The organism is Rhizobium sp. 57MFTsu3.2 (genome assembly GCF_012932765.1).
GTDB classification, from domain to species: Bacteria; Pseudomonadota; Alphaproteobacteria; order Rhizobiales; family Rhizobiaceae; genus Rhizobium; species Rhizobium altiplani.
Window position 1 is genome coordinate 158,523 of the sequence record NZ_JDWI01000002.1, and the last position, 23,404, is coordinate 181,926.

Annotated in this window: 22 protein-coding genes; 2 read left to right on the forward strand and 20 right to left on the reverse strand. The window is 60.2% G+C overall.

Annotation, left to right across the window (positions count from 1 at the left end; genetic code table 11):
- Positions 1-14: 14 nt before the first annotated feature.
- The 15 genes from nuoG to AF71_RS03350 form a co-directional block, all read right to left on the reverse strand.
- Positions 15-2,612 (reverse strand): NADH-quinone oxidoreductase subunit NuoG, encoded by a 2,598-nt coding sequence (gene nuoG / locus AF71_RS03280; RefSeq protein WP_169679898.1) that lies wholly within the window; start codon positions 2,610-2,612, stop codon positions 15-17.
- A gap of 30 nt (positions 2,613-2,642) precedes the next feature.
- Positions 2,643-3,908: an NADH-quinone oxidoreductase subunit NuoF gene (gene nuoF, locus AF71_RS03285; RefSeq protein ID WP_169679900.1), complete on the reverse strand. Its 1,266-nt coding sequence runs from the start codon at positions 3,906-3,908 to the stop codon at positions 2,643-2,645.
- A 4-nt stretch (positions 3,909-3,912) separates the two neighbouring features.
- On the reverse strand, positions 3,913-4,425 hold the full coding sequence (nuoE, locus tag AF71_RS03290) for an NADH-quinone oxidoreductase subunit NuoE (RefSeq protein WP_169679902.1): 513 nt from the start codon (positions 4,423-4,425) through the stop codon (positions 3,913-3,915).
- Positions 4,426-4,442: 17 nt separating this feature from the next.
- Complete coding sequence (nuoD, locus tag AF71_RS03295; protein ID WP_169679904.1) at positions 4,443-5,657, reverse strand: NADH dehydrogenase (quinone) subunit D; 1,215 nt, start codon at positions 5,655-5,657, stop codon at positions 4,443-4,445.
- Positions 5,658-5,685: 28 nt separating this feature from the next.
- Positions 5,686-6,222, reverse strand: a complete 537-nt coding sequence (locus AF71_RS03300; protein WP_169679906.1) for an NADH-quinone oxidoreductase subunit C — start codon at positions 6,220-6,222, stop codon at positions 5,686-5,688.
- Positions 6,219-6,722: an NADH-quinone oxidoreductase subunit B gene (locus tag AF71_RS03305; RefSeq protein ID WP_025658428.1), complete on the reverse strand. Its 504-nt coding sequence runs from the start codon at positions 6,720-6,722 to the stop codon at positions 6,219-6,221. The genes AF71_RS03300 and AF71_RS03305 overlap by 4 nt, the downstream gene beginning before the upstream one ends.
- Complete coding sequence (locus AF71_RS03310) at positions 6,710-7,075, reverse strand: NADH-quinone oxidoreductase subunit A (RefSeq protein ID WP_025658427.1); 366 nt, start codon at positions 7,073-7,075, stop codon at positions 6,710-6,712. The genes AF71_RS03305 and AF71_RS03310 overlap by 13 nt, the downstream gene beginning before the upstream one ends.
- Positions 7,076-7,236: 161 nt before the next feature.
- Positions 7,237-8,676, reverse strand: coding sequence for an NADH-quinone oxidoreductase subunit N (locus AF71_RS03315; protein ID WP_169679908.1), 1,440 nt, complete (start codon positions 8,674-8,676; stop codon positions 7,237-7,239).
- A complete protein-coding gene (locus AF71_RS03320; protein WP_169679910.1) occupies positions 8,673-10,148 on the reverse strand; it encodes an NADH-quinone oxidoreductase subunit M in 1,476 nt (491 codons plus the stop codon). Before AF71_RS03320 ends, AF71_RS03315 begins: the two co-directional genes overlap by 4 nt.
- A 9-nt stretch (positions 10,149-10,157) precedes the next feature.
- A complete protein-coding gene (locus AF71_RS03325; RefSeq protein WP_169679912.1) occupies positions 10,158-11,915 on the reverse strand; it encodes a Na(+)/H(+) antiporter subunit D in 1,758 nt (585 codons plus the stop codon).
- Positions 11,908-12,162 carry a hypothetical protein gene (locus tag AF71_RS03330; RefSeq protein WP_169679914.1) on the reverse strand — a complete coding sequence of 85 codons (255 nt, stop codon included), beginning with the start codon at positions 12,160-12,162 and terminating at the stop codon, positions 11,908-11,910. Before AF71_RS03330 ends, AF71_RS03325 begins: the two co-directional genes overlap by 8 nt.
- Positions 12,159-13,622 carry a monovalent cation/H+ antiporter subunit D family protein gene (locus AF71_RS03335; protein ID WP_169679916.1) on the reverse strand — a complete coding sequence of 488 codons (1,464 nt, stop codon included), beginning with the start codon at positions 13,620-13,622 and terminating at the stop codon, positions 12,159-12,161. The genes AF71_RS03330 and AF71_RS03335 overlap by 4 nt, the downstream gene beginning before the upstream one ends.
- Positions 13,623-13,626: 4 nt before the next feature.
- Positions 13,627-13,929: an NADH-quinone oxidoreductase subunit NuoK gene (gene nuoK / locus AF71_RS03340; RefSeq protein ID WP_018855546.1), complete on the reverse strand. Its 303-nt coding sequence runs from the start codon at positions 13,927-13,929 to the stop codon at positions 13,627-13,629.
- Entirely contained in the window at positions 13,929-14,429 is a 501-nt protein-coding gene (locus AF71_RS03345) for an NADH-quinone oxidoreductase subunit J (protein ID WP_169679918.1), read from the reverse strand. Before AF71_RS03345 ends, nuoK begins: the two co-directional genes overlap by 1 nt.
- Before the next feature lie 387 nt (positions 14,430-14,816).
- Complete coding sequence (locus AF71_RS03350; RefSeq protein WP_169679920.1) at positions 14,817-15,875, reverse strand: AI-2E family transporter; 1,059 nt, start codon at positions 15,873-15,875, stop codon at positions 14,817-14,819.
- Positions 15,876-16,104: 229 nt separating this feature from the next.
- Between AF71_RS03350 and AF71_RS03355 the strand changes: the two genes are divergently transcribed.
- Positions 16,105-17,256, forward strand: coding sequence for an alpha/beta fold hydrolase (locus AF71_RS03355; protein ID WP_348644105.1), 1,152 nt, complete (start codon positions 16,105-16,107; stop codon positions 17,254-17,256).
- Between the two features lie 442 nt (positions 17,257-17,698).
- Positions 17,699-18,010: a hypothetical protein gene (locus AF71_RS03360; RefSeq protein ID WP_169679922.1), complete on the forward strand. Its 312-nt coding sequence runs from the start codon at positions 17,699-17,701 to the stop codon at positions 18,008-18,010.
- Between the two features lie 36 nt (positions 18,011-18,046).
- Here the strand turns inward: AF71_RS03360 and AF71_RS03365 are convergent, their stop codons facing one another.
- The 5 genes from AF71_RS03365 to AF71_RS03385 form a co-directional block, all read right to left on the reverse strand.
- On the reverse strand, positions 18,047-18,385 hold the full coding sequence (locus AF71_RS03365) for a DUF2147 domain-containing protein (protein WP_062369409.1): 339 nt from the start codon (positions 18,383-18,385) through the stop codon (positions 18,047-18,049).
- A 170-nt stretch (positions 18,386-18,555) separates the two neighbouring features.
- A complete protein-coding gene (locus AF71_RS03370; protein WP_169679923.1) occupies positions 18,556-20,559 on the reverse strand; it encodes an aldo/keto reductase in 2,004 nt (667 codons plus the stop codon).
- Positions 20,560-20,603: 44 nt separating this feature from the next.
- Positions 20,604-21,689, reverse strand: a complete 1,086-nt coding sequence (ugpC, locus tag AF71_RS03375; RefSeq protein ID WP_169679925.1) for a sn-glycerol-3-phosphate ABC transporter ATP-binding protein UgpC — start codon at positions 21,687-21,689, stop codon at positions 20,604-20,606.
- 14 nt (positions 21,690-21,703) lie between these two features.
- Entirely contained in the window at positions 21,704-22,540 is an 837-nt protein-coding gene (locus AF71_RS03380; RefSeq protein WP_062369415.1) for a carbohydrate ABC transporter permease, read from the reverse strand.
- Positions 22,537-23,397 carry a sugar ABC transporter permease gene (locus tag AF71_RS03385; RefSeq protein ID WP_025658413.1) on the reverse strand — a complete coding sequence of 287 codons (861 nt, stop codon included), beginning with the start codon at positions 23,395-23,397 and terminating at the stop codon, positions 22,537-22,539. The genes AF71_RS03380 and AF71_RS03385 overlap by 4 nt, the downstream gene beginning before the upstream one ends.
- Positions 23,398-23,404: the final 7 nt, after the last annotated feature.

The window sequence follows — 23,404 nt, forward strand, 5'->3', positions numbered from 1 at the left end:
AAGGCACGCCAGGGCTAGAGGCGGCCACCGGTCCTGCCCTGGGCGTTGTCTTCGGGGTCAGGTGCGAGGACGGCGGCTGCGGTTCCATTGGCCACCCGCGCCTTTCGAACCTCCACCGGACACGGGTATTCGCCCCGCTGCATCAGGCTGTTGAGGCGCAACGCGCTGTAGTTTTCAGGAACGAACACAAGGTTCTTCGGGAAGCGCCTGTTGACCTTGAGCTTTGCAGTCAGCTCGCCTTGGGCTGAGCGCACGACAAGCTGATCGCCATCGGAAAGGTCCAACTCCTCGGCATCCTGTGCGCCCATCTCGACATAGGGGTCATCTGCGACCGTATTCAGGATTTCCGAGCGTTCGGAAAGATATCCATTGTGGAACAGGCAGTTGCCGGTGACCAGCATGAGACGGTCGGATTGAGCGGAAGCAGGCGCCGGGGCGAAGAACCCGCCAGCCGGTGGCGCAAGTCCCCCTTTGGTGAACGCTCCGTCTGCGCCAAGGCCGTCCCAGTTCAAGCCGTCGTAGGCAGGAACCAGCCTGGCAATCTCGTCGAAAATCTCGCGTTGGATCGATGGTCGCAGTGAGTGGCCACGAAGTGCCGCGACGAAGTCGAAGATCTCCAGATTGCCGCGTGCCTCGCCGACGGGTTCATGGAACTTGCAGACCTTTTGGAGCCGGCCCTCATTGTTGGTGAAGGTCCCGGGCTCCTCGCCGTAACTCGCGGCCGGCAGCACCACCTCGGCCATGCCGACAGTCTCGGTGAGAAACGCATCCTGCACGATCAGGAGCTCGGCGGCACGAAGGGCCTGCTGTACGTACGCACGGTCGGGATAGGACCCAAGCGGGTCGCTTCCGGCAATATAGAGCGCGCCCATCTGCCCCTTGTCGCAGAGGCCGAGCATCCCGTCGAAATCCGAGCCGGGCTCGGACGGTATCTCACTGCCCCAGCTCCGTTCGAGTGTTGTGTGTGTCTGATCGTCAGCGACCGGGCGCAGCCCCGGCAGAGTTGCCGGCAGCACGCCCATATCCCAGGCTCCAAGCTGGTTGGCGCGGTCGAAGAGAAACTGCATCGCCAGTCTTTTGCCAAGCAGGCGGACAAGCTGCATAAGGTTTGAGAGTTGCTGCAGTGTGTCACGTGCTGTCGACGACCTCAGGAGCTCGGCGCTGACAAGCAGTGTGACGCTCTGCGCGTTGAGCAATGCCCGCACCAGACGAGATACCTCATCGCCAATGGCCGCCGGCGATCCGCCGAGGTTCGCGGGAACGGCGCCCAGCAGGTTCGCATCAGCCGCCGCCATGATCCCAGCCACCACCCCAGCGAGACCTGGCCCCTCACCGCCCGGTGACACACGCACGACCGCCCTGGCATCGGCGTCCAGACGGGATGGCCGGGCCGAAAGCATGAACAATCCGGTCTGTCGCCGCCGCGCAGCGTCCCGCAGGAGGTATTCGGTGACCGGGTTTTCCTCGGTCGGGTTACCACCGATGACAAGCACGCAATCGTTGCCGATCACGTCCGCCAGCGGCGCGCGGCTGTAGTGGCCGGTGACCAACGCAGCGAGCGGATCGTAGGGTGTCGACCAGCGCGAGGAACAGTCCATGTTGTTGGTCCGGAAGACCGTGCGCATCATTTTCTGGAATTGATAAAGCGTCTCGTTTGGAAGGCGTGGCGAGGCAAGCCCGCCTGCGGCCTTTCCTTCCACCGCCGAAAGGCGCCGTTTCAGGTGGTCCCCGGCCTCTTCCCAGGAAACTGCGACAAGGGCGCCATCACGGCGGACCATCGGTCGCCTGATCCTCTCCGGGCTTGTGACAAAATCGAGGCCAAAGCGCCCGCGCACGCAGAGCGTTTCGCGGTTGACCCCCTGGTCCCATTTTGAACGCACGCGCATGAACTCGCCCTTGCGCGTGCCAACTGTCAGCTGGCAGCCGGTACCGCAATGCGGGCAGATGGTGTCGGTTTCGGCCAGATCCCAGGGCCGCGCCTTGTAACGATAGGGGAAGCTCATCAGCGCACCGACCGGGCAGACTTCGATGCAATTGCCGCATTGGTCGCAGCTCGCGAGACTGCCCTCAAACCCGGTTACGGCAGTATCCATGCCTTTCTCGACCGTGCCCAAGGCGACCGCGCCGACCACCTCCTCGCACATCCGCACGCACCGCTGGCACTGGATACAGCGATTGACATTCATGATGACGACGGGGCTCAGACGGATATCTTCGGAATGGAACACGCGTTTGGCATCGCGGAAACGGCTTTCGCGTGGCCCATAGGCCATCACCTGGTTCTGCAGTTCACACTCGCCGCCCTTGTCGCAGATGGGGCAGTCGAGGGGGTGATTGGCGAGCAGCATGTCGAGCATGGACGAACGTGTTTCGTCAATCAGCGGCGTGTTCGTTCGCACGACCATGCCGTCTGTGACCGCGGTGGCGCAGGACGGCTGCAGCTTGCGCTGTCCTTCGATTTCGATCAGGCACATCCGGCACGAGGCCAGCGGCGGCAGCCGCTTCATATAGCAGAAAGTCGGGATGTCGATACCCAGACCCTGAGCCGCCTGCAGCACCGTAGACCCGGCCTCCACGTCCAGTGTCTGGTCATTGATCGTGACGCGAACCATGGCTTCCTCGCGGTCTTCTCCCGATGCACCCTAGTGGTACGGGCACCTGTGCTCCTTGATATGGACGTCGAACTCGTCGCGGAAATGCTTGAGCGCAGCCCGCAGTCCCATCGCCGCGCCGTCACCCAGCGCGCAGAACGTATTTCCGAAAATTCCTTTGCACAGGGCGTCCAACTGCTCCAGATCACCGGGCTCACCCTGCCCCGCCTCGACCCGGCGCAGTACTTTCACCGCCCAGTCCAGCCCTTCGCGGCATGGGGTGCATTTGCCGCAGGATTCGTGATGGAAGAACTCGACGATCCGTGTGGCGACCTTGACCATGCAGGTCGCATCATCGATCACGATCACGCCGGCCGAGCCGAGCATCGAGCCGGCGGCAGCAAGCGAGTCAAAATCCATCCCAACATCAAGCCCGCTCTCCGGTATGACCGGCGCCGAGACCCCGCCCGGGATCACCGCCTTGATCCTGCGTCCCGGCAACGGGCCGCCGGCGTGGCTCTCGACGAGTTCCCGCAGCGGTATGCCCATCGGCAACTCATAGAGACCGGGTTTCAACACCTGTCCGCTGACGCAATATAGCTTCGGGCCGGGGCTCTTGTCCGGTCCGATCTCCCGAAACCACCTCGAGCCACGCATCACGATATGCGGCACGCATGCAAGCGTCTCGACATTGTTGATCACCGTGGGGCTGGCATATAGCCCCTCGACTGCCGGAAACGGCGGTTTCAGGCGAGGCTGGGCGCGTTTACCCTCGAGCGAGTCGAGCATCGCGGTCTCCTCGCCGCAAATATAGGCGCCAGCACCGCAATGAATATGCACGGTGAAATCGAAATCGGTGCCCAGGATTTTCCGCCCGAGGTAGCCTTTATCGTGGGCCTCGGCGATCGCCTGCTCCAGGCGACGGATCGCTGTCACATACTCTCCGCGAACGTAGACATAAGCGGTCTTGGCGCCAATTGCGTATGCGCTCACCGCCAACCCCTCCACGAGCTGGTGTGGGTCGCGCTCCATGATGATGCGGTCCTTGAAGGTACCGGGCTCGCCCTCGTCGGCGTTGCAGCAGAGATATTTCGGCTTGCCTGTTTGCTTCGGGACGAAGCTCCATTTCATCCCCGTCGGGAAACCGGCACCGCCGCGACCTCGCAGGTTTGCCTCCTTGACGAGGTCGATGACCTCGTCGGGGGCGTGCTCGCGCAGCGCCTTCTTCAGCGCCTGGTAGCCGCCGCCGGCTTCATAGGTCGACAACAAATGACCATCCTGCACGTTGACGTTCTTGAGGAGAACCGGCTCGAACATGGCTTTACTCTCCCGGCGGCCGCGCCGAAGCGGGCTCAATGCCTGCCGCTCGCGACACTCCTGCCCGAAGACTGTCGAGCAGTTGATTCACCCGCACGTCATCCAGCTTGCCATGGTAGTCGTCGCCAACCTGCATTACTGGAGCCATCTCGCAGGCCCCGAGGCATTCAACGGTCGAAAGCGTGAACAGCCCGTCCGGGGTCGTTTCTCCCTTTTTGATCTGCAGCACCGTTTCGAGATGTTTCAGCAGGTTCTCCGAGCCGCACAGCATGCAGGAAACATTGTCACAGAGCTGCAGGTGGAACAGGCCAACCGGTTCGGTATGGAAGAGCGTGTAAAAGGTCGCCAGCTCGTAAACCCAGATCCGCTCGACGCCGAGGATGTCGGCGACCTCCTCGAGCACGGGGCCTGGCAGATAACCATGTTCTTTCTGCGCGATCAGAAGCGCGGGCATGATCGCTGAGCGCTGGTTCGGATACCGCGCTGCCGCTGCTTCTATTTTTTCGCGCATGCTCATTGCATCCAGATCTCCAGTTACTTGTCCACCTCCGCCATCACCGGGTCGAGGCTACCCAGCACGGCTATCATGTCGGCCAGGTAGTGTGCGTTGGTCACCCCGAAGAGCCCCTGCAGATTGACGAAGGACGGGGCGCGCACTTTCATGCGGAACGGTTTCGGCGACCCATCGCTGATAATGTAGAAGCCCAATTCACCCTTTGGCGCCTCGATCGCCGAATAGACCTCGCCCCTGGGTACGTCAAAGCCGTAGGCCGACAGGTCGAAATGCTGGATCAGGGCCTCCATCGAACAATGCACGCGTTCCTTGTCCACGGGGAACGCGATCGTCGGCATGTCGATCTGGAATGGCCCGTCCGGCATCTGCTCGAGGCATTGTTCGATGATCGCGATGCTTTCGCGCATCTCGTCAACGCGGCACCGCCAGCGCGCATAGCAATCGCCCTCGTTGCGGGTAATGACGTTGAAGGCGAGCCTTTCATAAATCTCGTAGGGCTCGTCGCGGCGGATATCCCAGTCGACACCTGAGGCCCGCAGGTTCGGGCCACTCAGACCAAGATCGATCGCATCCTCGCCGGAGATCACGCCGATCCCCTTCGTGCGCTTGAGAAAGACCCTGTTATCTTCGAGCAATCGCTCATAGTCGCGGATCCGGTTCGGGAAGATGTCGCAGAACTCCCTGATCTTGGGCAGGAAGCCGTCGGGCAGATCCTCGCGCACTCCGCCAACCCTGCAAAAGGACGTGTGCATGCGCGCACCGGTAATCATCTCCAGCAAGTCCATGATCATTTCGCGCTCACGCATGACGTAGAGCAGCGCAGTCATTGCACCGAGATCCATTGGCAGCGCACCCGTGATCAGGAGATGACCGGAAATCCTTGCCAGTTCTGCCATCATCACGCGGATATACTGAGCGCGGATCGGCGCTTCGATGCCGAGGAGCTTCTCCACCGCCAGCGCGAAGGCCAGGTTGTTCGACGGCGGACAGAGATAGTCGAGCCGGTCCGTGAGCGGGAAAATCTGGGTGTAGGTGAAGCTCTCGGCGAGCTTTTCCGTGCCGCGATGGAGGTAGCCGATATGCGGGTCCACGCGCTCGACATACTCGCCGTCCAGTTCGAGAACGAGCCGGAGCACCCCGTGAGTGCTGGGGTGCTGCGGGCCGAGATTGAGAAGCACTTCCTTGGTGTGGAGCGCTTCGCCTTGCGGCCTGCTGAGCTCGGTGACTTCGGTCATCTCAACCCTCCGGCGTAGAACGGCCTCCTTATGGGATGTCCCTGGTGGCGATGTCCGGCTGCGTCGGCGGCGGACCTTCGGCACCGAAGGGATTCAGTTTGTCCTTGTAGCCCCTCAAGGGGAAATCCTTGCGCTGGGGAAAGCCCTCGAAGCCTTCCCACATGTAGATCCGGCGCAGATCGGGATGGCCCTCGAACTTGATGCCGTACATGTCCCAGGCTTCGCGCTCATGCCAATTGGCCGTCCGCCAGATGCCCGTCACCGACGGGACGCTGGGCGGATCACCAAGGCGGCATTTGATGCGCACGCGCCATTTGTTCTCCAGCGAATAGAGGTGGTACACGGCCTCATAGCGTGGCAGCTCGGGGTAATGATCGACGCCGCAGATATCGGACAGGAAATTGAACTGCAGCGCCGGGTGCTGTTTCAGAAATCGGCAGAACTCAACGATCATTTCCGGTGGAACGGCAAAGGCATGAATGCCGTGCCTGGCGCCGAGATCCTCGATTGCGGCGTTGAAATGTTCGATGACCAGAGCGGGATTGAAAGACGACTTGACGCTCATGAGGCTGCAATCCGATCGAGAGGCGTCCCGGCCAGCGCGCGGGATTTCTTGATCTTCTCCTGAAGCAGCAGGAAGCCGTGCATCAGCGCCTCGGGTCGAGGCGGGCAGCCGGGGACATGCACGTCCACCGGCACGAAGGTTTCCGATCCCTGCACCACCGCATAGGTATTGTAGACCCCCCCCGAGATCGCGCAGGTGCCCATCGCGATCACCCAGCGCGGCTCCGGCATCTGGTCATAAAGCCGGCGCACGACGGGAGCGAATTTCCGGGTCACGGTCCCGGCGATGATCATCACGTCGGATTGGCGCGGCGAAGGCCGGAACACCACGCCGAACCGGTCGAGGTCGTAACGCGCGCATCCTGCCGAGATCATCTCGATGGCGCAGCAGGCAATGCCGAAGGTTTCTGGCCACAGCGCCGAGCGTCGGCTCCAGCCGATGATGCTGTCGGCAGTCGTGAACAGCACGCTGTCGCGGATCGCATCGCCTACGCCTCCCATTCCAGCGCTCCCTTCAGCCAGGCGTAGGCGAAACCCACGATCAGCAGCAACATGAACACGAACATCTCGACATAGCCGACCAGACCGATGTCCTTCAGGACGACGGCCCAGGGAAAGAGAAACATCGTCTCGACGTCGAAGACCACCAGCAGGATCGCCAGCATGAAGAACTGCACCCTGAAACGGCCGCCGGCGGCCTCGCCGGCCGGGTCCATGCCGCATTCATAGGCTACGTTCTTTGCAGGATAGGGATTGGATGGCCGCAGCAGTGACGAGACAAAAAGCGTTGCTCCCGTCACCAGAGCAACTCCGGCGACCATGACGAGGACTGGCAGGAATTCCATTGCAGTCATAGCCATATCGCATTGCTGCGGTCGCCCACCGAGGGTTCTTTTCAGGCCGCCGCCGGCGCCAGTTCGGAACCGGAGATGCGGTCGCAAAGGAAGCGACTTTGGCAATCCTTTCTAGAATTGTCAGTGTATTCCGTCGGGTGGATCATTGCAAATTCAATAGATCAGCCGCCAAATACCGAGTGCTGGGCAAGCCTCAGAAACCATGCCGGAAACAGGCCAATTCCTATGGTGCCGGCGGCGGTAAAGGCAAGCGTGGCGCGCAACAAGGGAGACAGTGCGGGGGAAAACGCCCTTTTGGGTTCGCGCATGTAGATCAGCATGGCGATGCGGATATAGAAATAGGCCGCCACAACACTGAGCAGTACTGCGCTCACCGCCAGTATGACGAAGCCTTGCTCGACCAGCGCGACAAGCACGTAGAACTTGGCGAAGAATCCGGCCGTCGGTGGAATGCCCGCCAGTGAGAACAGATAGAGTAGCATCAAAAGCGCCAGCCCGGGATGCGACCTGGAAAGACCGGCATAGTCATCGATAGTCTCGCCCGAGAAATCGCCGTTGCGCATCATGATGATAGTGCCGAAAATGCCGAGATTCATGAACGAGTAGATCAGCAGGTAGAGCATCACGCTGGCGATCCCATCTGCGCCGCCGGCAACCACGCCGAATAGGGCGAAGCCGGCATGGGCAATGCTGGAATAGGCGAGCAGGCGCTTGAAATTATCCTGCACCAGCGCTGAGAAACTGCCGAGCGCCATCGTCGCGACCGCGATGACAGCGACGATGATCCAGGCATTTGAGGCTGCGACCAGCGGGTTGAGAAACACACGCAGGATCACCGCAAAACCCGCCGCTTTTGGTCCGACAGACATGAAGGCGGTGATGGTTGTCGGCGCCCCTTCATAGGCGTCCGGCAACCACATGTGGAACGGAACCGCGCCGACCTTGAAGACCAGCCCCGCGACAATGAAGACGACAGCAAGCAACAATCCGGGATCGGGCCGGGCACCGGTCACAGCCGCAGCGACCCCATCCAGTTGCGTCGTGCCGGTCAGCCCGTAGACCAGCGAGACGCCATAAAGGAAAATCCCGGTCGAGGCCGAGCCAAGGATCACATATTTCAGCGCTGCTTCGTTTGACCGCCGTTCTTTGCGCAGGAAGCCGGTCAGAACATAGGTGCAAAGCGCCATCAGTTCGAGGCCAACATAGATCGACAGGAGATCGATCGCCGAGGCCATGATCATCATTCCTGAAAGCGCAAGGAGCAACAGGACATGATATTCGCTGTTCGCGATGCCTTCGATCTCCGCATATTTTCTGGAAAGGAGGAGTGTCAGAACGGTGGCCAGATAAAAGACCATCTTGAAAAAGACCGAAAAACGGTCGGCGATGAACATGCCCGTGTAAGCGGGGCGCACCTCGCCGGCGAGCATGATCGTCAGGACAGCGGCTGTCAGTACCACCGCGACGGACGCCGAAAGAAGGAATTGCTCCTGCCCTTTCCGGACAAGCTGTCCGAGGATGAGGAGGATGCAGGCCCCGGTGACGACCACGATTTCGGGCAGGCTTGCTACAATCGACTGCAAGAGCGCGGCAGCAGTCATTGGACACTCCCCTCACCGTGCACATGTAGCATGAGCTGCTTCACCGAGGCGTCGATGATGCCGAGAAAGGGCTTTGGATAAAAGCCGACCCAGAGCACGAAGAGCGCCAGCGGCAGGATCGCCGCCATCTCGCGGGCGTTGACATCGCGTATCTTGAACTTCGCACCGACGTTTGCCGGACCAAGCGCAACTTTCCCATACATGCCGAGCAGGTAGGCCGCGCCCAGCAAGGCGCCGAAGACGGCGGCCGCACCGACAACAAGGTTGGCCGCAAAGCCACCTGACAGCACGAGCAGTTCGCCCACGAAGGAATTCGTTCCCGGGAGCGCCATCGACGACAGCGTGAACAGCAGGAAAAACGCGGTATAGACAGGCGCTGCCTTCATCAACCCGCCATAATCCGCGATGCTGCGCGTATGTGTCCGTTCGTAGATCAGGCCGACGAACAGGAACAGCGCGCCCGTCGTTACGCCGTGATTGAACATCTGGAGGATGGCGCCCTCGAGCCCGCGCAGGTTCAGCGTAAAGATCCCCAGTGTCACGAAGCCCATGTGGCTGATGCTTGAATAGGCGACCAGTTTCTTGAGATCATCCTGCGCCAGCGCAAGCAGCCCGCCGTAGACGATCGCAAGGGCCGAAAGCGCCAGCATCAGCGTGGAATAGTAGGCCGACGCTTCCGGTAGCATCGGCAGAGAGAACCTGAGGAAACCGTAGGCGCCCATCTTCAGGAGCACGCCGGCAAGGATGATGCTGCCTGCCGTCGGGGCCTGGACATGGGCGTCCGGCAGCCAGGTGTGGAGCGGAACCATGGGTACCTTGACTGCAAAGGCGACCAGGAAGGCGAAGAACAGCCACGACTGGATCCGGAACGGCAAATCCTGCGCTGTCAGCGCGAGGATGTCGAAGGTCTCGCCGCCATTGAAATAGAGCACGATGACGCCGATCAGGAAGAGGACGCTGCCGGCCAAGGTGTAGAGGAAGAACTTGAATGCCGCATAGACCCGGCCCTCGCCACCCCAGACGCCGATGATGAGGTACATCGGGATCAGCATCGCTTCCCAAAAGACATAGAACAGGAACAGGTCGAGGGCGCAGAACACTCCGAGCATCAGCGCCTGCATGGCTAGCAGGCTGACCATGAAGGCTTTCACCCTCCGGTCAATCGCGACCCATGAGGCGAGCACGCAGATCGCGCCAAGGAGCGCGCTCAGGAATACGAAAAGCGCGCTGATCCCGTCCACGCCCAGCGCATAGCTGATCCCAAGCGCGGGCACCCAGAGGTGTCTTTCGGTGAACTGCATCGCGTGCGTCGTAGTGTCAAAACTCGCAAGCATGATGATGCAGAGGACGAGATCAAGGATGGCGATGCCCAGTGCTGTCCATCTGATGGCATCTTCGCTGCGCAGAAGCATCAGCAGCCCTGCCCCGATGGCGGGCGTGAATACGATGAGGCTGAGCAGCGGCAACCCCATGAACGCCCCCTACCGCCACGCCACGGCGAGAATGACGGTGGCTGCGATCACACCGACAATCATCGCCAGTGCGTAATGGGTCACGACGCCCGTCTGGAGCCGCCGCAGCGCCCCGCCACCGCGCAGGATCGAGTGGGCGACGCCGTTCACGACACCGTCCACGGCGACGACATCGATCCGCAGTCCTGCCCGTGCCGCTCGATTGAGGAGGGGCAGCGCTGCTGTCTCCGATGCGTTGCTCACCGCCTGCTCGTAGCGCGCGAGCGGCTTTTCGGCGAACCACATGAATGCCCGCGCGCCCTTGCGATAGAACCAGTCGGTGTCGAGGCTGATCGTATTCTCGGGGTCGAGCGCCCTGAGGAACAGTATAAAACCAAGGGCGGTAAACATCAGTATGCCGAGGCTCTCGGTGACATGGGAGCCCGTATAGGGTTCGAAGTCGACCGGATATGGCAGGAGCGCATAGAGCGGCTGCGGAAAAACCCCGATCGCGATGCAGAGCACCGCCGCCATGGCCATCGCGACCAGCATGTTTGCTGGCGGTTCCCGCGCCTGAAGCTTCCGGTCCGTACCGAAAAACATGTAATAGGGAAGCTTGAGCCCGGTGTGCAGGAAAGTGCCGGAGGACGCCATGGTCAGGGCCAGCACCACGAGCGCCCGATGATCCTCGCCTGCAGCGGCAATCACCATCGACTTGGTCACGAAGCCCGAGAAGAATGGAAATGCCGAGATCGCGAAAGCACCGATCATGTAGAGTGCAACGGTTACCGGCATGCTCTTGTAGAGCCCGCCGAGTTCGGTCAGCTTGCGCCTGCCCGTAACATAGATCACCGCCCCGGCGCCCATGAACAGTAGGGACTTGTAGAGGATGTGCGCGAAGGCATGACTTGTGGCCCCGTTAACCGCCATCTCGGTTCCGATGCCGATGCCGGCTACCATGTAGCCCACTTGACTGACGATGTGATAGGCCAGCAGGCGCCGGCAGTCGTTTTCCAGGACCGCATAGACGACGCCGTAAAGCGCCATCGCGGTGCCAAGCCAGACAAGAAGCTCGGTTCCTGGAAAGGCACGGGCGAGCACATAGACCGCGGTCTTCGTGGTGAAGGCGCTCATGAACACCGCTCCCGTCACGGTCGCCTCGGGATAGGCGTCTGTCAGCCAGGCGTTGAGCGGCGGTACGGCAGCGTTGAGCAGAAACCCTGCAAGGATCAGGTAAGTCCCGGTGCTCATTTCCCCGATCGGTCCGAAGAGGAGCGATCCTGTTGAATGTCCATGGAGAATGATACCGCCAAGCAGGACGACGCCCCCCGTGACATGGACCATGAGGTACCGGAAACCGGCGCCGATGGCTTGCTGACCGCCCTGTGCGAAGACCAGATAGGCCGAGGCAAACGCCATGATTTCCCAGAACAGGTAGAGGGTCAGGTAGTCGCCGGCAAACACCACGCCAAGCGAGCTTCCGACGTAGACGAACGCCGCGACGTGCTGGCCGGGGTGAGACAGGTGCAGGGCGTAGACCGTTCCGATCAGAGCCATGATCGCAAAAACGGTGGCGAAGACGATGCTGAGCTTGTCGACCCTGGCAATCAGGATGTCCTGCCCCAGGAACTGCGTCGCCCCATAGCTGCCCGGCTGCATTGTGACCACTGCAAGCAGGCCCAGCAGCGGGACCAGCACCAGATAGATCCTGCGGATCGGATCCTTAAGGAAAGGGATCGGCGCGGCACCAAGAACGAACAGCAGGGCGGGATGGGCGAAGTCAATCATAATAGTCCTCGCGCCGCATGAGCCCCCCCTGATGGCCGAGGAACTTGGAAACGAAGATCAGCAGTACACAGGATACGAATCCGTAGACGGCCGACCAGCCCGGCAGGCGGTCCCAGAGGTATTCTGCGTGTTCGCGCGGGACCAGAAAGTCCGCGATGACGATCAGAACAAGCGCAATGTAGAACAGCCGGCGTCGCTGGCTGGCATATCTCTCCTCGCCAAAGAAATCGATCACGCGCTTGATCATCTGACAACTCCTTCCGCCAGAGCGAGGAAATAGTTGGGAAAGACGCCCATCGAGACAGACAGGATCGCGGTTGCGACCAACGGGATCGTCATCATCGGAATTTCCCGGACCGTTTCCGGGCTCCCCTCCGCCTCCGTCCTGAAGAAGGCGAGATAGGTCACTGGCAGGAAATAGGCGGCGTTCAGAACCGAACTCACCAAAAGCACGATCAGGAAGGCAACATCCCCCGCCTGCATAGAGCCCAGCGTCAGATACCATTTGCTGACGAAACCCGCGGTCGGGGGCACCCCGATCATGCTCAGCGACCCGACGAAGAACGCTCCCATCGTCCAGGGCAGCCGGCGGCCGATCCCGGCCATGTCGCTGATGTTGCGCTTCCCCGACGCGCAATAGATCGACCCGGCGCAGAAAAACAGGGTGATCTTGGAGAAGGCGTGCGCCGCAATGTGGATGATGCCGCCGACCATGGCGACCGGCGACAGCAGAACCGCGCCCAGCACGATATAGGAGAGCTGGCTGACCGTCGAATAGGCGAGCCTCGCCTTCAGGTCGTCCCGCGTGAGCGCGTAGACAGACGCCATCAGGATCGTGAACGAGACCAGATACGCTGTGGCGATGCCGAGATGCAGACTGCCCATCAGCCCGGTGCCGAAGACGTGAAAAACCACCCGCAATACGCAAAAGACGCCCATCTTGACGACGGCCACGGCATGCAGGAGCGCGCTGACAGGTGTCGGCGCCACCATCGCGGCTGGCAACCAGGCGTGCATCGGCATCACCGCAGCCTTGGCGAAGCCGAAGAGATAGCAGAAGTAGACCACCGTCAGCAGCGCTGCAGTAGCATTATCCCCCGCCAGCAGACCACCCGCCACAAAGTCGAGCGATCCCGCAATCGAGTAGGTCAGCGCCAGAGCGGCCAGAAGTGCGCTCTTCGAGGCGCCCATCAGATAGACGAGGTATTTGCGGCTGCCCGTCCATGCCGCTTCGTCCTCGTGGTGATAGACGAGCGGGTAGGTAACGAGGCTGAGCACCTCGTAGAAGATCACCAGTGTGAACAGATTGGCCGCGAAGGCGCCGCCGGCGGCGGCCGCAAGGCTGCTGGCGAAGCAGGCGAAGAACCGGGTCTGCGCGTGCTCCTTCAAATGTCGCATGTAGCCGATGGAATAGATCGCCGCCGCGATCCATAACAGCGATGAGACGGTGGCAAACACCATGCCGAGCGCGTCGACCCGGAAGGCAAAGTCAATCCCCGGCAGGATCTCGAACAGGCGCAAGTCGATTGTCCCGCCGGAAAGCACTGTTGGCGCCATCGAGGCGACAATCGTAAACATGGCGACCGCCGCGATCGGCGAGACGGCGTCGCGGAATTTCTCGCGGTTGTTCAAAAGGAGAATCGCAAGGGCCGCCAGACCTGGTATGGCGATGGCAAGCAGCGGCCGGATCGATGTCACCGGGTCCAAACCGCTATCCTTTCATCATCGTCACATCGTCGACCTTGAGAGTGGATTTGTTCCTCACAAAGGCGACCAGGATGCCAAGGGCGACTGCAACTTCCGCCGCGGTGATCGCGATGACGAAGATCGCGAAAACCTGGCCGCGGAAATCGCCATGCTGGCGCCCAAATGCGATGAAGTTGATGTTGACCGAGTTGAGCAGCAGCTCCAGCGACATCAGCACGACCAGGATGTTGCGTCTCAGCAAGACGCCGGCCGCCCCAATCACGAAGACGACCACTCCGAGCAGGATGAACCAGGAGAGCGGAACCATTATCGCTCGTCCTTTCTCGCCAGCACGATGGCGCCGACCAGGGCGGCCAGCAGGATGACGGAGGCTGTTTCAAACGGCAGCAGGTAGTCGGCGAAAAGTGCTGTGCTAAGTTGCCTGACCGTGTCGCCGCTTGATATTGCGGGGGGCAACGCAACCGAAAAGCGGCTGCTCCAGAACACCAACGCAATCATCTCGATCCCAAGCAGGACCAGGAGCACAAGAGCGGGCAGGTTGGGGCCCGGCAAGAACCGCTGCAACACGGCTTCGCGTACATCGATCATCATGATCACGAACAGGAAGAGGACCATGATCGCGCCGACATAGACGAATATCTGGATGACGGCGGGCAACGGTGCGTCAAGCAGGATGAAGATTGCCGAGATCTGCAGGAAGCAGGCCATCAACGCCAATGCGCTATGAACGGGATTGCGCGCCACGACCACAATGAGGGCCGCAATCACGCACACCGTCGCGAACAGAAGAAAAAACCCCTGACCCATCGACGCGACCCTCCCACGCAAACTGTCACCCAGCGCGAGATGGCCGGATTTGAGATAGTTGCGCACCTCAGGTGCATTTATAAATTGTGCCCTAGTCTCGGATCTTTCACAAGATTATTGTCATGGTGGCAGAAAACCCGGGCCCAACCCGCGTAGGGCGAACGATGCTCAAGAGAACCACTGGCCGGGGAGCCACCGGTTCCGTCACCGACGCGCTCTGCGTCGCTGCGACGCGCCAGAAAACTCCGTCTTGCCGCTGGTTCAAAACCGAAAGCACATCATCGGAGCTGGTCAATCGCGGGGTGAGGTTCACGCAACCCATATCTGAGGCTTGACGAACGCGATATTGGTTGCACCTCAGCGAGCCTCTGGAAGGCACTCGATGTGCTACAGATCCTGCTTCATCACGCCGTGATCTGGGTGGGCGTTTGCACCGCCCGACAGCAGCGTCGCGATCCACTTTCCAGATGGCGTGCCTGCGCAATAGACGATGAAGGCGATCAGAATAGGCACGCCGATGAAGGCACCGGAGATGCCCCACATGAAGCTCCAGAAGAAGACTGCGAAAATGACGGCGAAGGGAGATATTGCCAGCGACGCACCGGTAAGACGCGGCTCCAGATAGCTCCCGATGATGAACTGGATCACGTTCAGACTTGCGAAAATCAAGACCACGGATTGCCATTTCTCGAATTGGGCAATGGCAAACAGCGTTGGGAGCGCGGTTGCGACAAACGGTCCGAGGAAGGGGATGTAGTTGAGCGCGAATGCGATCGCGCCCCAAGCGGTCGCAAGTTCAAGCCCCGCACCCAGCGCAAACAGCCAGACCACCAGTCCGGTCAGGATACTGGCAAACGTCCGGACGGTCATGAAGCGACGCAGCTTGGCACCAATCACGCGATTGGCAGTCAGGATACGCATTCCGTGAGGTTGCGCTGCGGGAGAGACAAGGCGTTTGTTAAGGTCCTCGACCTCGAGGAGGCCGAGCATGACGAAGATGAAGACCAGCAGCGCAAAGCCGGCGAAGCTGTTCAAGCGGCCGGCCATTCCCTGCACGAAACCAACGAGCCAGGCAACATCGAAACGGTCGGCCAAGGGACCAGCGACCGCAAGGCCCCGCTCCTCCAGCCAATTTGTCCAGTCGACATAGACCGCCTGGAAACGGTCAGCATTGACGAACAGCCATTGCGCGAGCTTGCCAAACCCCCACGCTACCGCAGACCCGATCGCGATGATAACGGTCATTGTGACGATCAGCGTTATCAGGAGGGCGACGAGCTTGGGAAGCCAGCGCTGCAGGGCGGCCTGGCATGGCCAGACCAGGGCTATTACAAAGAGCGAAAAGATCAGGGGCGCAAAGATCGATTGGGCGACATAAAGCAAAGCGAGCACCAAAATACCGGTTGCTATCGAACCGATCATGCGACCACCGCCCGCTTCCTGCATGCTCGCCCCTTGAATAGTGATAGAGTTTCCGGATGCCGGCCGATGATAGCGGAGCTCGACGGCAAATTGAATACTTCGCGCAGAACTGGAATTTATCTACCGCAACTGCTGCGGATAGCTTAGAACAATGACGTGCTTCGGCTCATGCATGTTGCCACAGGAGCGACCGGACCGCTTGTCTTTGTTGTTGACCCTTTTGATAAGCTTGGCAGAAGATTAGGTCGAGCCCGTGTCCTCAATCCGTTTGTCGGTCATTGTTGTCATCCTGTTGGCTCTCGTCGGTTGTGGCGGACCGCGTGCGGTCCTTGGTCTCCCCGTCGCATCATCATCAGGCGCAGAACCGCGAGCCATCGTTCCGATCTATGTCGCGACCAACCGCGCCCGATCCAATAATCTCTCCCTGCCATACTCGGCTGAGCGGTCGAAAACATTGAATTTTGCAGAAGTCGACGTTGGGATTCCGCAAAACCATGTCGCCGGCCGCGTCGAGAAAAGTGGCAGGACCCCCGATCCGAGAAGACACTTTTCGGCAAGGACCTATCAGCCAATTGCCGGGCGAGAGGACTTCATCCGACGGCTGAATGCGGCGCTGGCGCAGAAGGCGCCCGAAAACCGTGAGATCTTCATCTTCGTCCACGGTTACAACAACAACTTCGCCGACAGCGTCTTTCGAAACGCCCAGATCAGCTACGACTTCGATGTCAAATCGGTCTCTTTGCATTACGCCTGGCCGTCAGGCGCGTCGATACCGCTCTACGTCTTTGATCGTGACAGCGCCCTTGTTGGCCGGCGTGGCCTTGCCGAAACAATCGAGATCGCAGCCGAAACCAATGCGAAGAGAATAATCCTGGTTGGTCATTCCATGGGCGCCTATGTCGTCACCGAGGCCCTGCGCGATCTCGCCCTCAGGGGGCGCACCAGTGCATTGAAGCGGCTGGGTGGCGTGGTTCTTGCTGCGCCCGATATTGATGTCGACGTGTTCCTGAGCCAGCTTGACGACATTGGGGACATACCGAGACCGTTTACAATCATTGTCTCGCGCCGTGATCGCGCGCTCGGGTTTTCACGGCGATTGGCAGGCGGCCGTCCGCGCGTCGGCAGTGGCTCCGAGCTCGCCGTCCTTCAGGCAAGAGAGATCGCGGTCATCGATGCCTCTGCTGTTGATGGCGGCACACACAGCGTCTTTGCGAGTTCACCGACGCTGATGGACATGGTCAACAACGATACTTTGATGCGTGGTCTTATCAGAGATGACGAGCCCCCCGCCGGCCAGACAATGCTTGCCGACGGCGCATCGGTGATCGAAGGCGCTGCATCGCTGATCGTTTTTCTGCCAAGCCGCATTCTGGGCGGGATCACACAGGCAGCCGCCAGCCAATAGCCATCGTGCCGGATTGCCGGCGCGATACGCTTGGCCCCAGGTTCGCCTGCTTCAGTAACTGCAGGGCCGATCGTTGCCGAATCCGCCCCTGCACGCTGGCCGCAGCGCAAAGTCGGCATTGTGAGCGCCATACCCGACCGACCCCGTCGTTCTGGGAGCCTCCGAGCTCGTCGAACACGCCGTCGCGACGCCCGCGACGGCAACCACTATTCCCAGGCACATCATTTTTCGAAGCGTTTTCATTGCATCCACCCCTACGTAGCCTGCCACCAGTTGTGACAGAAACTAGTTCGCGGCGGGATCGGGGAAACGGCACGTCAGATCAACACTTCGGCATCGAACGCTGCCAGGGGCGTCCTTCTGCAGCCGCAAGGCCGCCCTTCATCAGTTTGGCACGGCGTATGCATGACCTTTTCCGGGGTTCCTTTGTCAGGAGGGAAAAATGACGGCTTTGGTTAGCGATATCGTCAGCGCCACTGGTCAGCTTGAAGCAGCGATTCTCGATGCGACCACTGCAGATCCGGACATTCTGGTCTGCTCCAAGTCCTTGAGAGAGAAAGCAAAATTTCTCCCGCAGGTTTTGGTGGAGCACTACCCGGAACTCTTCTGGATCGAGAGCGAGCTGCGCGGCGTATTCGAGGCCTGCTCTGATGCTGTTGATCGCAAATCGGTCAATCCGTTGGTCGCAAAAGCGGCAATCTCGATCGCGGAGGAATACCGGCAGGTTATCGATGAGGTGAGGCGAAACAACTGACGGCTCACGAGAGCCGGTATCAGTTCGGATTGACCATCACAATCGCGTCCAGATAAGCGAGACGCAGATCACCTTCATCGTGCAGCCGCGCATACGCACGGTGTCGCCGCTCAGGGTCAGTACGCCAGTGAATGTCTTCTTGCTCTCGGGCTCGACGATGCTGCCGGTGAAATTGCCGTTGCTGCCTTTAAATGATCCTATGCGCCTTCCCGCATTATTGCCGGTTTTCATGGTAATGCAGTAGCCTTGGGCGCATTCGTCGATGGTCGCGGTGGTGCCGACTTGTGTCTTCCAGTTACCCACAACAGGCTCTTGAGCCAGAGCGGTGAAGGTCACGAGCGCCATTGGCGCGGTGATCAGTGCCAGCCTTAGCATGGTTTGCTCCCCTTCTTTGGAAATCAGGGTGAGGCCGTGGGAGGCCTAAAGCGTTCCACTATACGCCCCGATGGCGCCCCGCTCCAGCGCTGCGTGCTCCCCATGCTGTCTCGGCAGGTCATGCGCCCGGGACTGGTGTTAGGCAGACCCGGGCGATTGTTGCTGTCGGCTCAGGCTTCCAGCCACCTCACCTGTTCTGGTGTGAGCTTGATGTCGAGCGCCGAGAGGCTGTCTTCCAGTTCGGCGATAGTGCGCGGCCCGATCAGGGGAATGACCGGGAAAGGCTGGGCGATCACATAGGCGAGCGCGATATGGATCGGGCTGCGGCCGAGCTTGGCTGCCAGCTCGATGGCCTTGTCCCGGCGGTCGAAATTGCGATCCGAATACCAGCAACGGACGATTTCTTCATCGTCGTGCTTGCCGCGGCCCGCACGGTCGGTAAAGAAGCCGCGGCCCTGGCTCGACCAGGCGAAGTTCGGGATCTGCTTTGCGTTCAGCCATTTCTTCCAGTCGTCGTCGGAGGCCGCCACGCATCCAGCCCAGATCGGATCAAGCATTTCGGCAAGCGAGAAGTTGTTGGATAGGGCAGCCGGCGCCGTCTTGCCGTTCTTGGCCGCATATGCTGCAGCTTCGTCCATGCGCTCTCGCGTCCAGTTTGAACCGCCGAAGATGCCGCGGATCCGACCGCGCCTGACCTCCGCGTCCATGGCGTCGACAAACTCGCCGACCGGAATGTCGGTGTTGTCGCGATGCATGAAGTAGATGTCGACGTAATCGGTCTTCAGTCGGTTCAATGACTGATCGAGCTGCTTGCCGATCACATCGGGATAGCAGAGTGGGGAATGAACGCCCTTCCCGATCAGCACGATCTCGTCGCGCGGAACTTTCCGGCTCGTATGCCAGTCACCAAAGATGGCCTCCGTCTTGCCGCCGCCATAGACGAAGGCCGTGTCGAAGACGTTGCCGCCTGCCTCGTAGAAGGCGTCGAGGGTCAGCGACGCGGCAGCGAAATTCGGGAAGAACTCGAAGCCGAGAGTGACGACCGAAGCAGGCTTGGAAATGCCGGGGATCTGCCGCTGCGGAATACTGCTGCCGCGCCGAACGACACCGCCTGCAAGGTCCGTGGTCCGCCTGTCTGACTTCTCGACCCCATATTCCAGGCCGATCGAGGCGCGCCATTGATCGAGAACGCGCAGGTTTCCGATGGAATCGCTCCAGCCCATGCCGGGTGCTCGGAATTCCTTTTCGCCGGCGCGGATTGCATCGCCGGCTGCGTCTACTTCGAAGGAATAGAGCCAGCGGTCTTCCTTGACCTCGACGGTCTGCTGCTCGCTGCCCTTGAAGATCTCGATCCGGCCGACGCCGCCCTTGTGACCGGAGGCAAACCAGAAGTCCTTGACCTCGATGCGACCCTCCGAACCGATGATGCGAAGCGTGTTGTCCTGTTGCGCCATGATGGAGCAGGACACTTCGGCGATAACGCCGTTCGGAAATTTCAGGACCGCGGAGGCCCATTCATCGACACCCGACTGACCGAGATGACCGACACCGGAGACCTTGTCCGGTTCGAGGAACGGTTTGCCCTCGGCAGCACCCGCAATCAACCGCGCCATGGAGACCGGATAGCCGCCAACGTCGAGGATGCCGCCACCTGCGGTATCATTGGAAAAGAGACGATGTTCGGGTTTGAACGAGCCCATGTTGAAACCAAAGCTCGAACGGATGATCCGTACAGTGCCAATGACGCCGCTCTTGACCAGTTCGACGATCTTGGCGGTCTGCGGGTGAACCCGATACATGAAGGCTTCCCCGGCGAAGACGCCAGCCTTTTTGGCTTCATGATAGATCGCATCGGCATCGAATGCGGAAAGCGCGATTGGCTTCTCGACAAGAACGTGCTTGCCTGACCGGATCGCCTTGATCGCCCATTCAGCATGGCCGGTATGAGGGGTCGCGATATAGATCGCGTCGATCTCTGCATCTGTCAGCAGCGCGTCATAACCTTTGACAATCCGGGCGCCTGGGAAGTTTTCGGCAAGCCCCGGCTTTTCCGGATTGCGGGTGGCGATGGCAACGAGCTTTCCGGTGCGCGAATGGGCGATACCGTCCGCGAAGGTGCGGGCGATCGTACCCGGGCCGATGATGCCCCAACGGATCGGTTGGTCTGTGCTCATGGGAATTCCTCTTTCATTGAATAGGTCTTGGGATGAGGTGGCAGTCACCGGAGGCGGTTGCCGGCGCTGTCGAACAGGAAGCTGCGGTTGGCGCTCAGACCGACAGTCAGCGTGTTGCGATTGCCGGCCGCCCGCGATTCGGGACGCTCGATGATCAGCTGTTCGCCTGCCGCCGTGGTCGCATAGATGTAACTGGTGTTGCCGAGGTGTTCAGCGACATCGATCGTAACGGTAAGATCCGCATCGCCCTGCCCCGCGTCGACGAAGTGCTCCGGGCGCAACCCAAGCGTTACCGACTGACCAGCCTCGAGCGGGCCTGTTACCGGCATGGTCAGACGAACATTCTTGTCACCGGTGACCGCAACGGTGACGCCTGCAGCATTCCGTTCCAGGATTTCGGCCTTGAGGAAGTTCATTTTCGGCGAACCGACGAAACCGGCAACGAACTGGTTGGCGGGATCATCATAAAGGTCGAGCGGCGCGCCCACCTGCTCGATCTTGCCGGCCCGCAGGACGACGATCTTGTCGGCGAGCGTCATCGCTTCGGTCTGGTCGTGGGTAACGTAGATCATCGTCGTACCGAGCTGCTTGTGCAGTCGTGATATCTCGACACGCATCTGCACCCGCAGTTCGGCATCCAGGTTCGACAGCGGTTCATCGAACAGGAAGACCTGCGGTTCGCGCACGATGGCACGGCCGATGGCGACGCGCTGGCGCTGGCCGCCGGACAGTTGCTTCGGCCGTCGCTGCATCAACTCGTTGATCTGCAGGATGTTGGCCGCGTGCTTGACGCGCTTTTCCGTATCCTGCTTCGGGTTGCCGTTCATGCGCAGGCCGAAGCTCAGATTTTCCTCGACAGTCATGTGCGGGTAGAGGGCGTAGGATTGGAAGACCATGGCGATGCCGCGCTCGGCAGGTTCGACGTCATTGACGACCTTGCCGCCGATATTGATCTCGCCGCCCGTGATATCCTCAAGGCCCGCGATCATGCGAAGCAATGTCGACTTGCCGCAACCGGAAGGGCCGACGAAGACGACAAATTCGCCGTCCTTCACTTCAAGATTGGCGCCATGGATGATTTCCAGCGCGCCGAAGCGCTTGACGACATTTTTCAACGAAAGTTCCGACATCAGGCGTTCCCCGATTATTTGACTGCGCCGGCCGCGATGCCGGCGATGAAGTGGCGTTGCAGGAACACAAAGACGACCAGGATCGGGGCTGTCAGCATGATCGCACCCGCCATGATGCCTCCCCAGGACACCTTGGTCAGGCCGATCAGCGTTCCAAGGGCCACAGGCGCCGTCATCATTCCGGGCTTGGAGTTGATGAGGAGCGGCCAGAGATAGTTGTTCCAGGAGTGCAGGAAGAGGATGATGGCCAGCGCGGCCATCGTCGGCCTTGCAAGTGGCAGGGCGATGCGAAGGAAGATTTGCCACTCCTTGACGCCCTCGACACGTGCGGCATCGAAGAGCTCGCCGGGCATCATCGAAAACGCCTGACGCATGAAAAGAACGCCGAGGGAATTGAAGAGCGGCGGGACGATCAGCGCGATCCACGTGTTCGCCAGCCTGAATTCGCGGGCCACCATGATGAACTGCGGGATGACGACGACGGCAAAGGGCAGCGTGATGGTCCCAAGAATGATGCCAATGACGATCGACCGCCCGACGAAGCGGTAGCGCGCCAGCGCCCAGCCGGCCATCGAAGTGAGAAGCACCGACAGGAACGTATAGATCGCCGCAACGCCGATGGAGATGAACATTGCGCGGAGGAAGTCGGTGTCCGCCTGCAGGTTTTTAAAGTTCTCGACGAAGTTGGTCGACGGCCAGAGAACAATCTCGGGGCTGAAGATGCCGAAATCCGACATCGTGGAGAAGACGAACATCATCCATAGCGGAAACAGCCAGATGATGGCGAGCGGCGTCAGGACGGCATGAAGAGCGATCTGTCGCAGCAGCAGGGATTGAGACTTCGATCTCATTTGGGTTCCCTTCCGATCCAGAGGTTGAGCAGCGAAATCGCCACCGCCAGAGCTGCCATCGTGTAGGCGACAGCGGAGGCGTATCCGAAATTGAGAGAGCGGAAACCTTCGCGATAAAGCAGCAGGCCAAGCGTTTCGGTTCCACCGCCCGGGCCGCCGCGGTTGGTGATCAAGAATGGCTCGGTAAAGAGCTGCATCGTGCCGATGACCGACAGGATGACGCAAAACAGGATGATCGGTTTCAGGAGCGGCAGGGTGATGTGGAAGAACTGCTGTGTCTTGCTGACGCGATCGAGCGTTGCTGCCTCGTAGACGTCGTCTGGAATGGATTGCAGGCCGGCAAGTATGATGATCGCGTTATAGCCAGCCCAGCGCCACGTCACCGCGATGATGATCAAGGCCATGGCGGCGTTGGCATTGTCGAACCAGGAGACCGCCGGAAGGCCAACCAAGGTGATGATCTTGTTGATGATCCCGAAATCGAAGCTGAACATCAGGCGGAAGACTGCGGAATAGGCCACTTCGCCGACGACGACGGGTGCGAAAAACGCAAAGCGAAACAGGGGCCGCGCCTTTAGAAGCGGGGAGTTCAGCAGGACAGCCATGACGGTCGCAATCGTGATCATGACCGGCACCTGGATGACCAGGATGATCAGCGTGTTGTAGAGCGCGTTGTAAAAGGCAGGGTCACCAATGAGACGACCCCAGTTAACGCCGGGACTGAATTTCCAGGGGTTGACACGGGTATTCTGAAACGAGGTCAGAAACGAACTGATGATCGGCCATATCCAGAAGGTGGCAAATACCAAGAGATAGGGCGCAAGAAAAGCGTAGGCGTTCCGGTTCCGGATCGGCATTCTATTC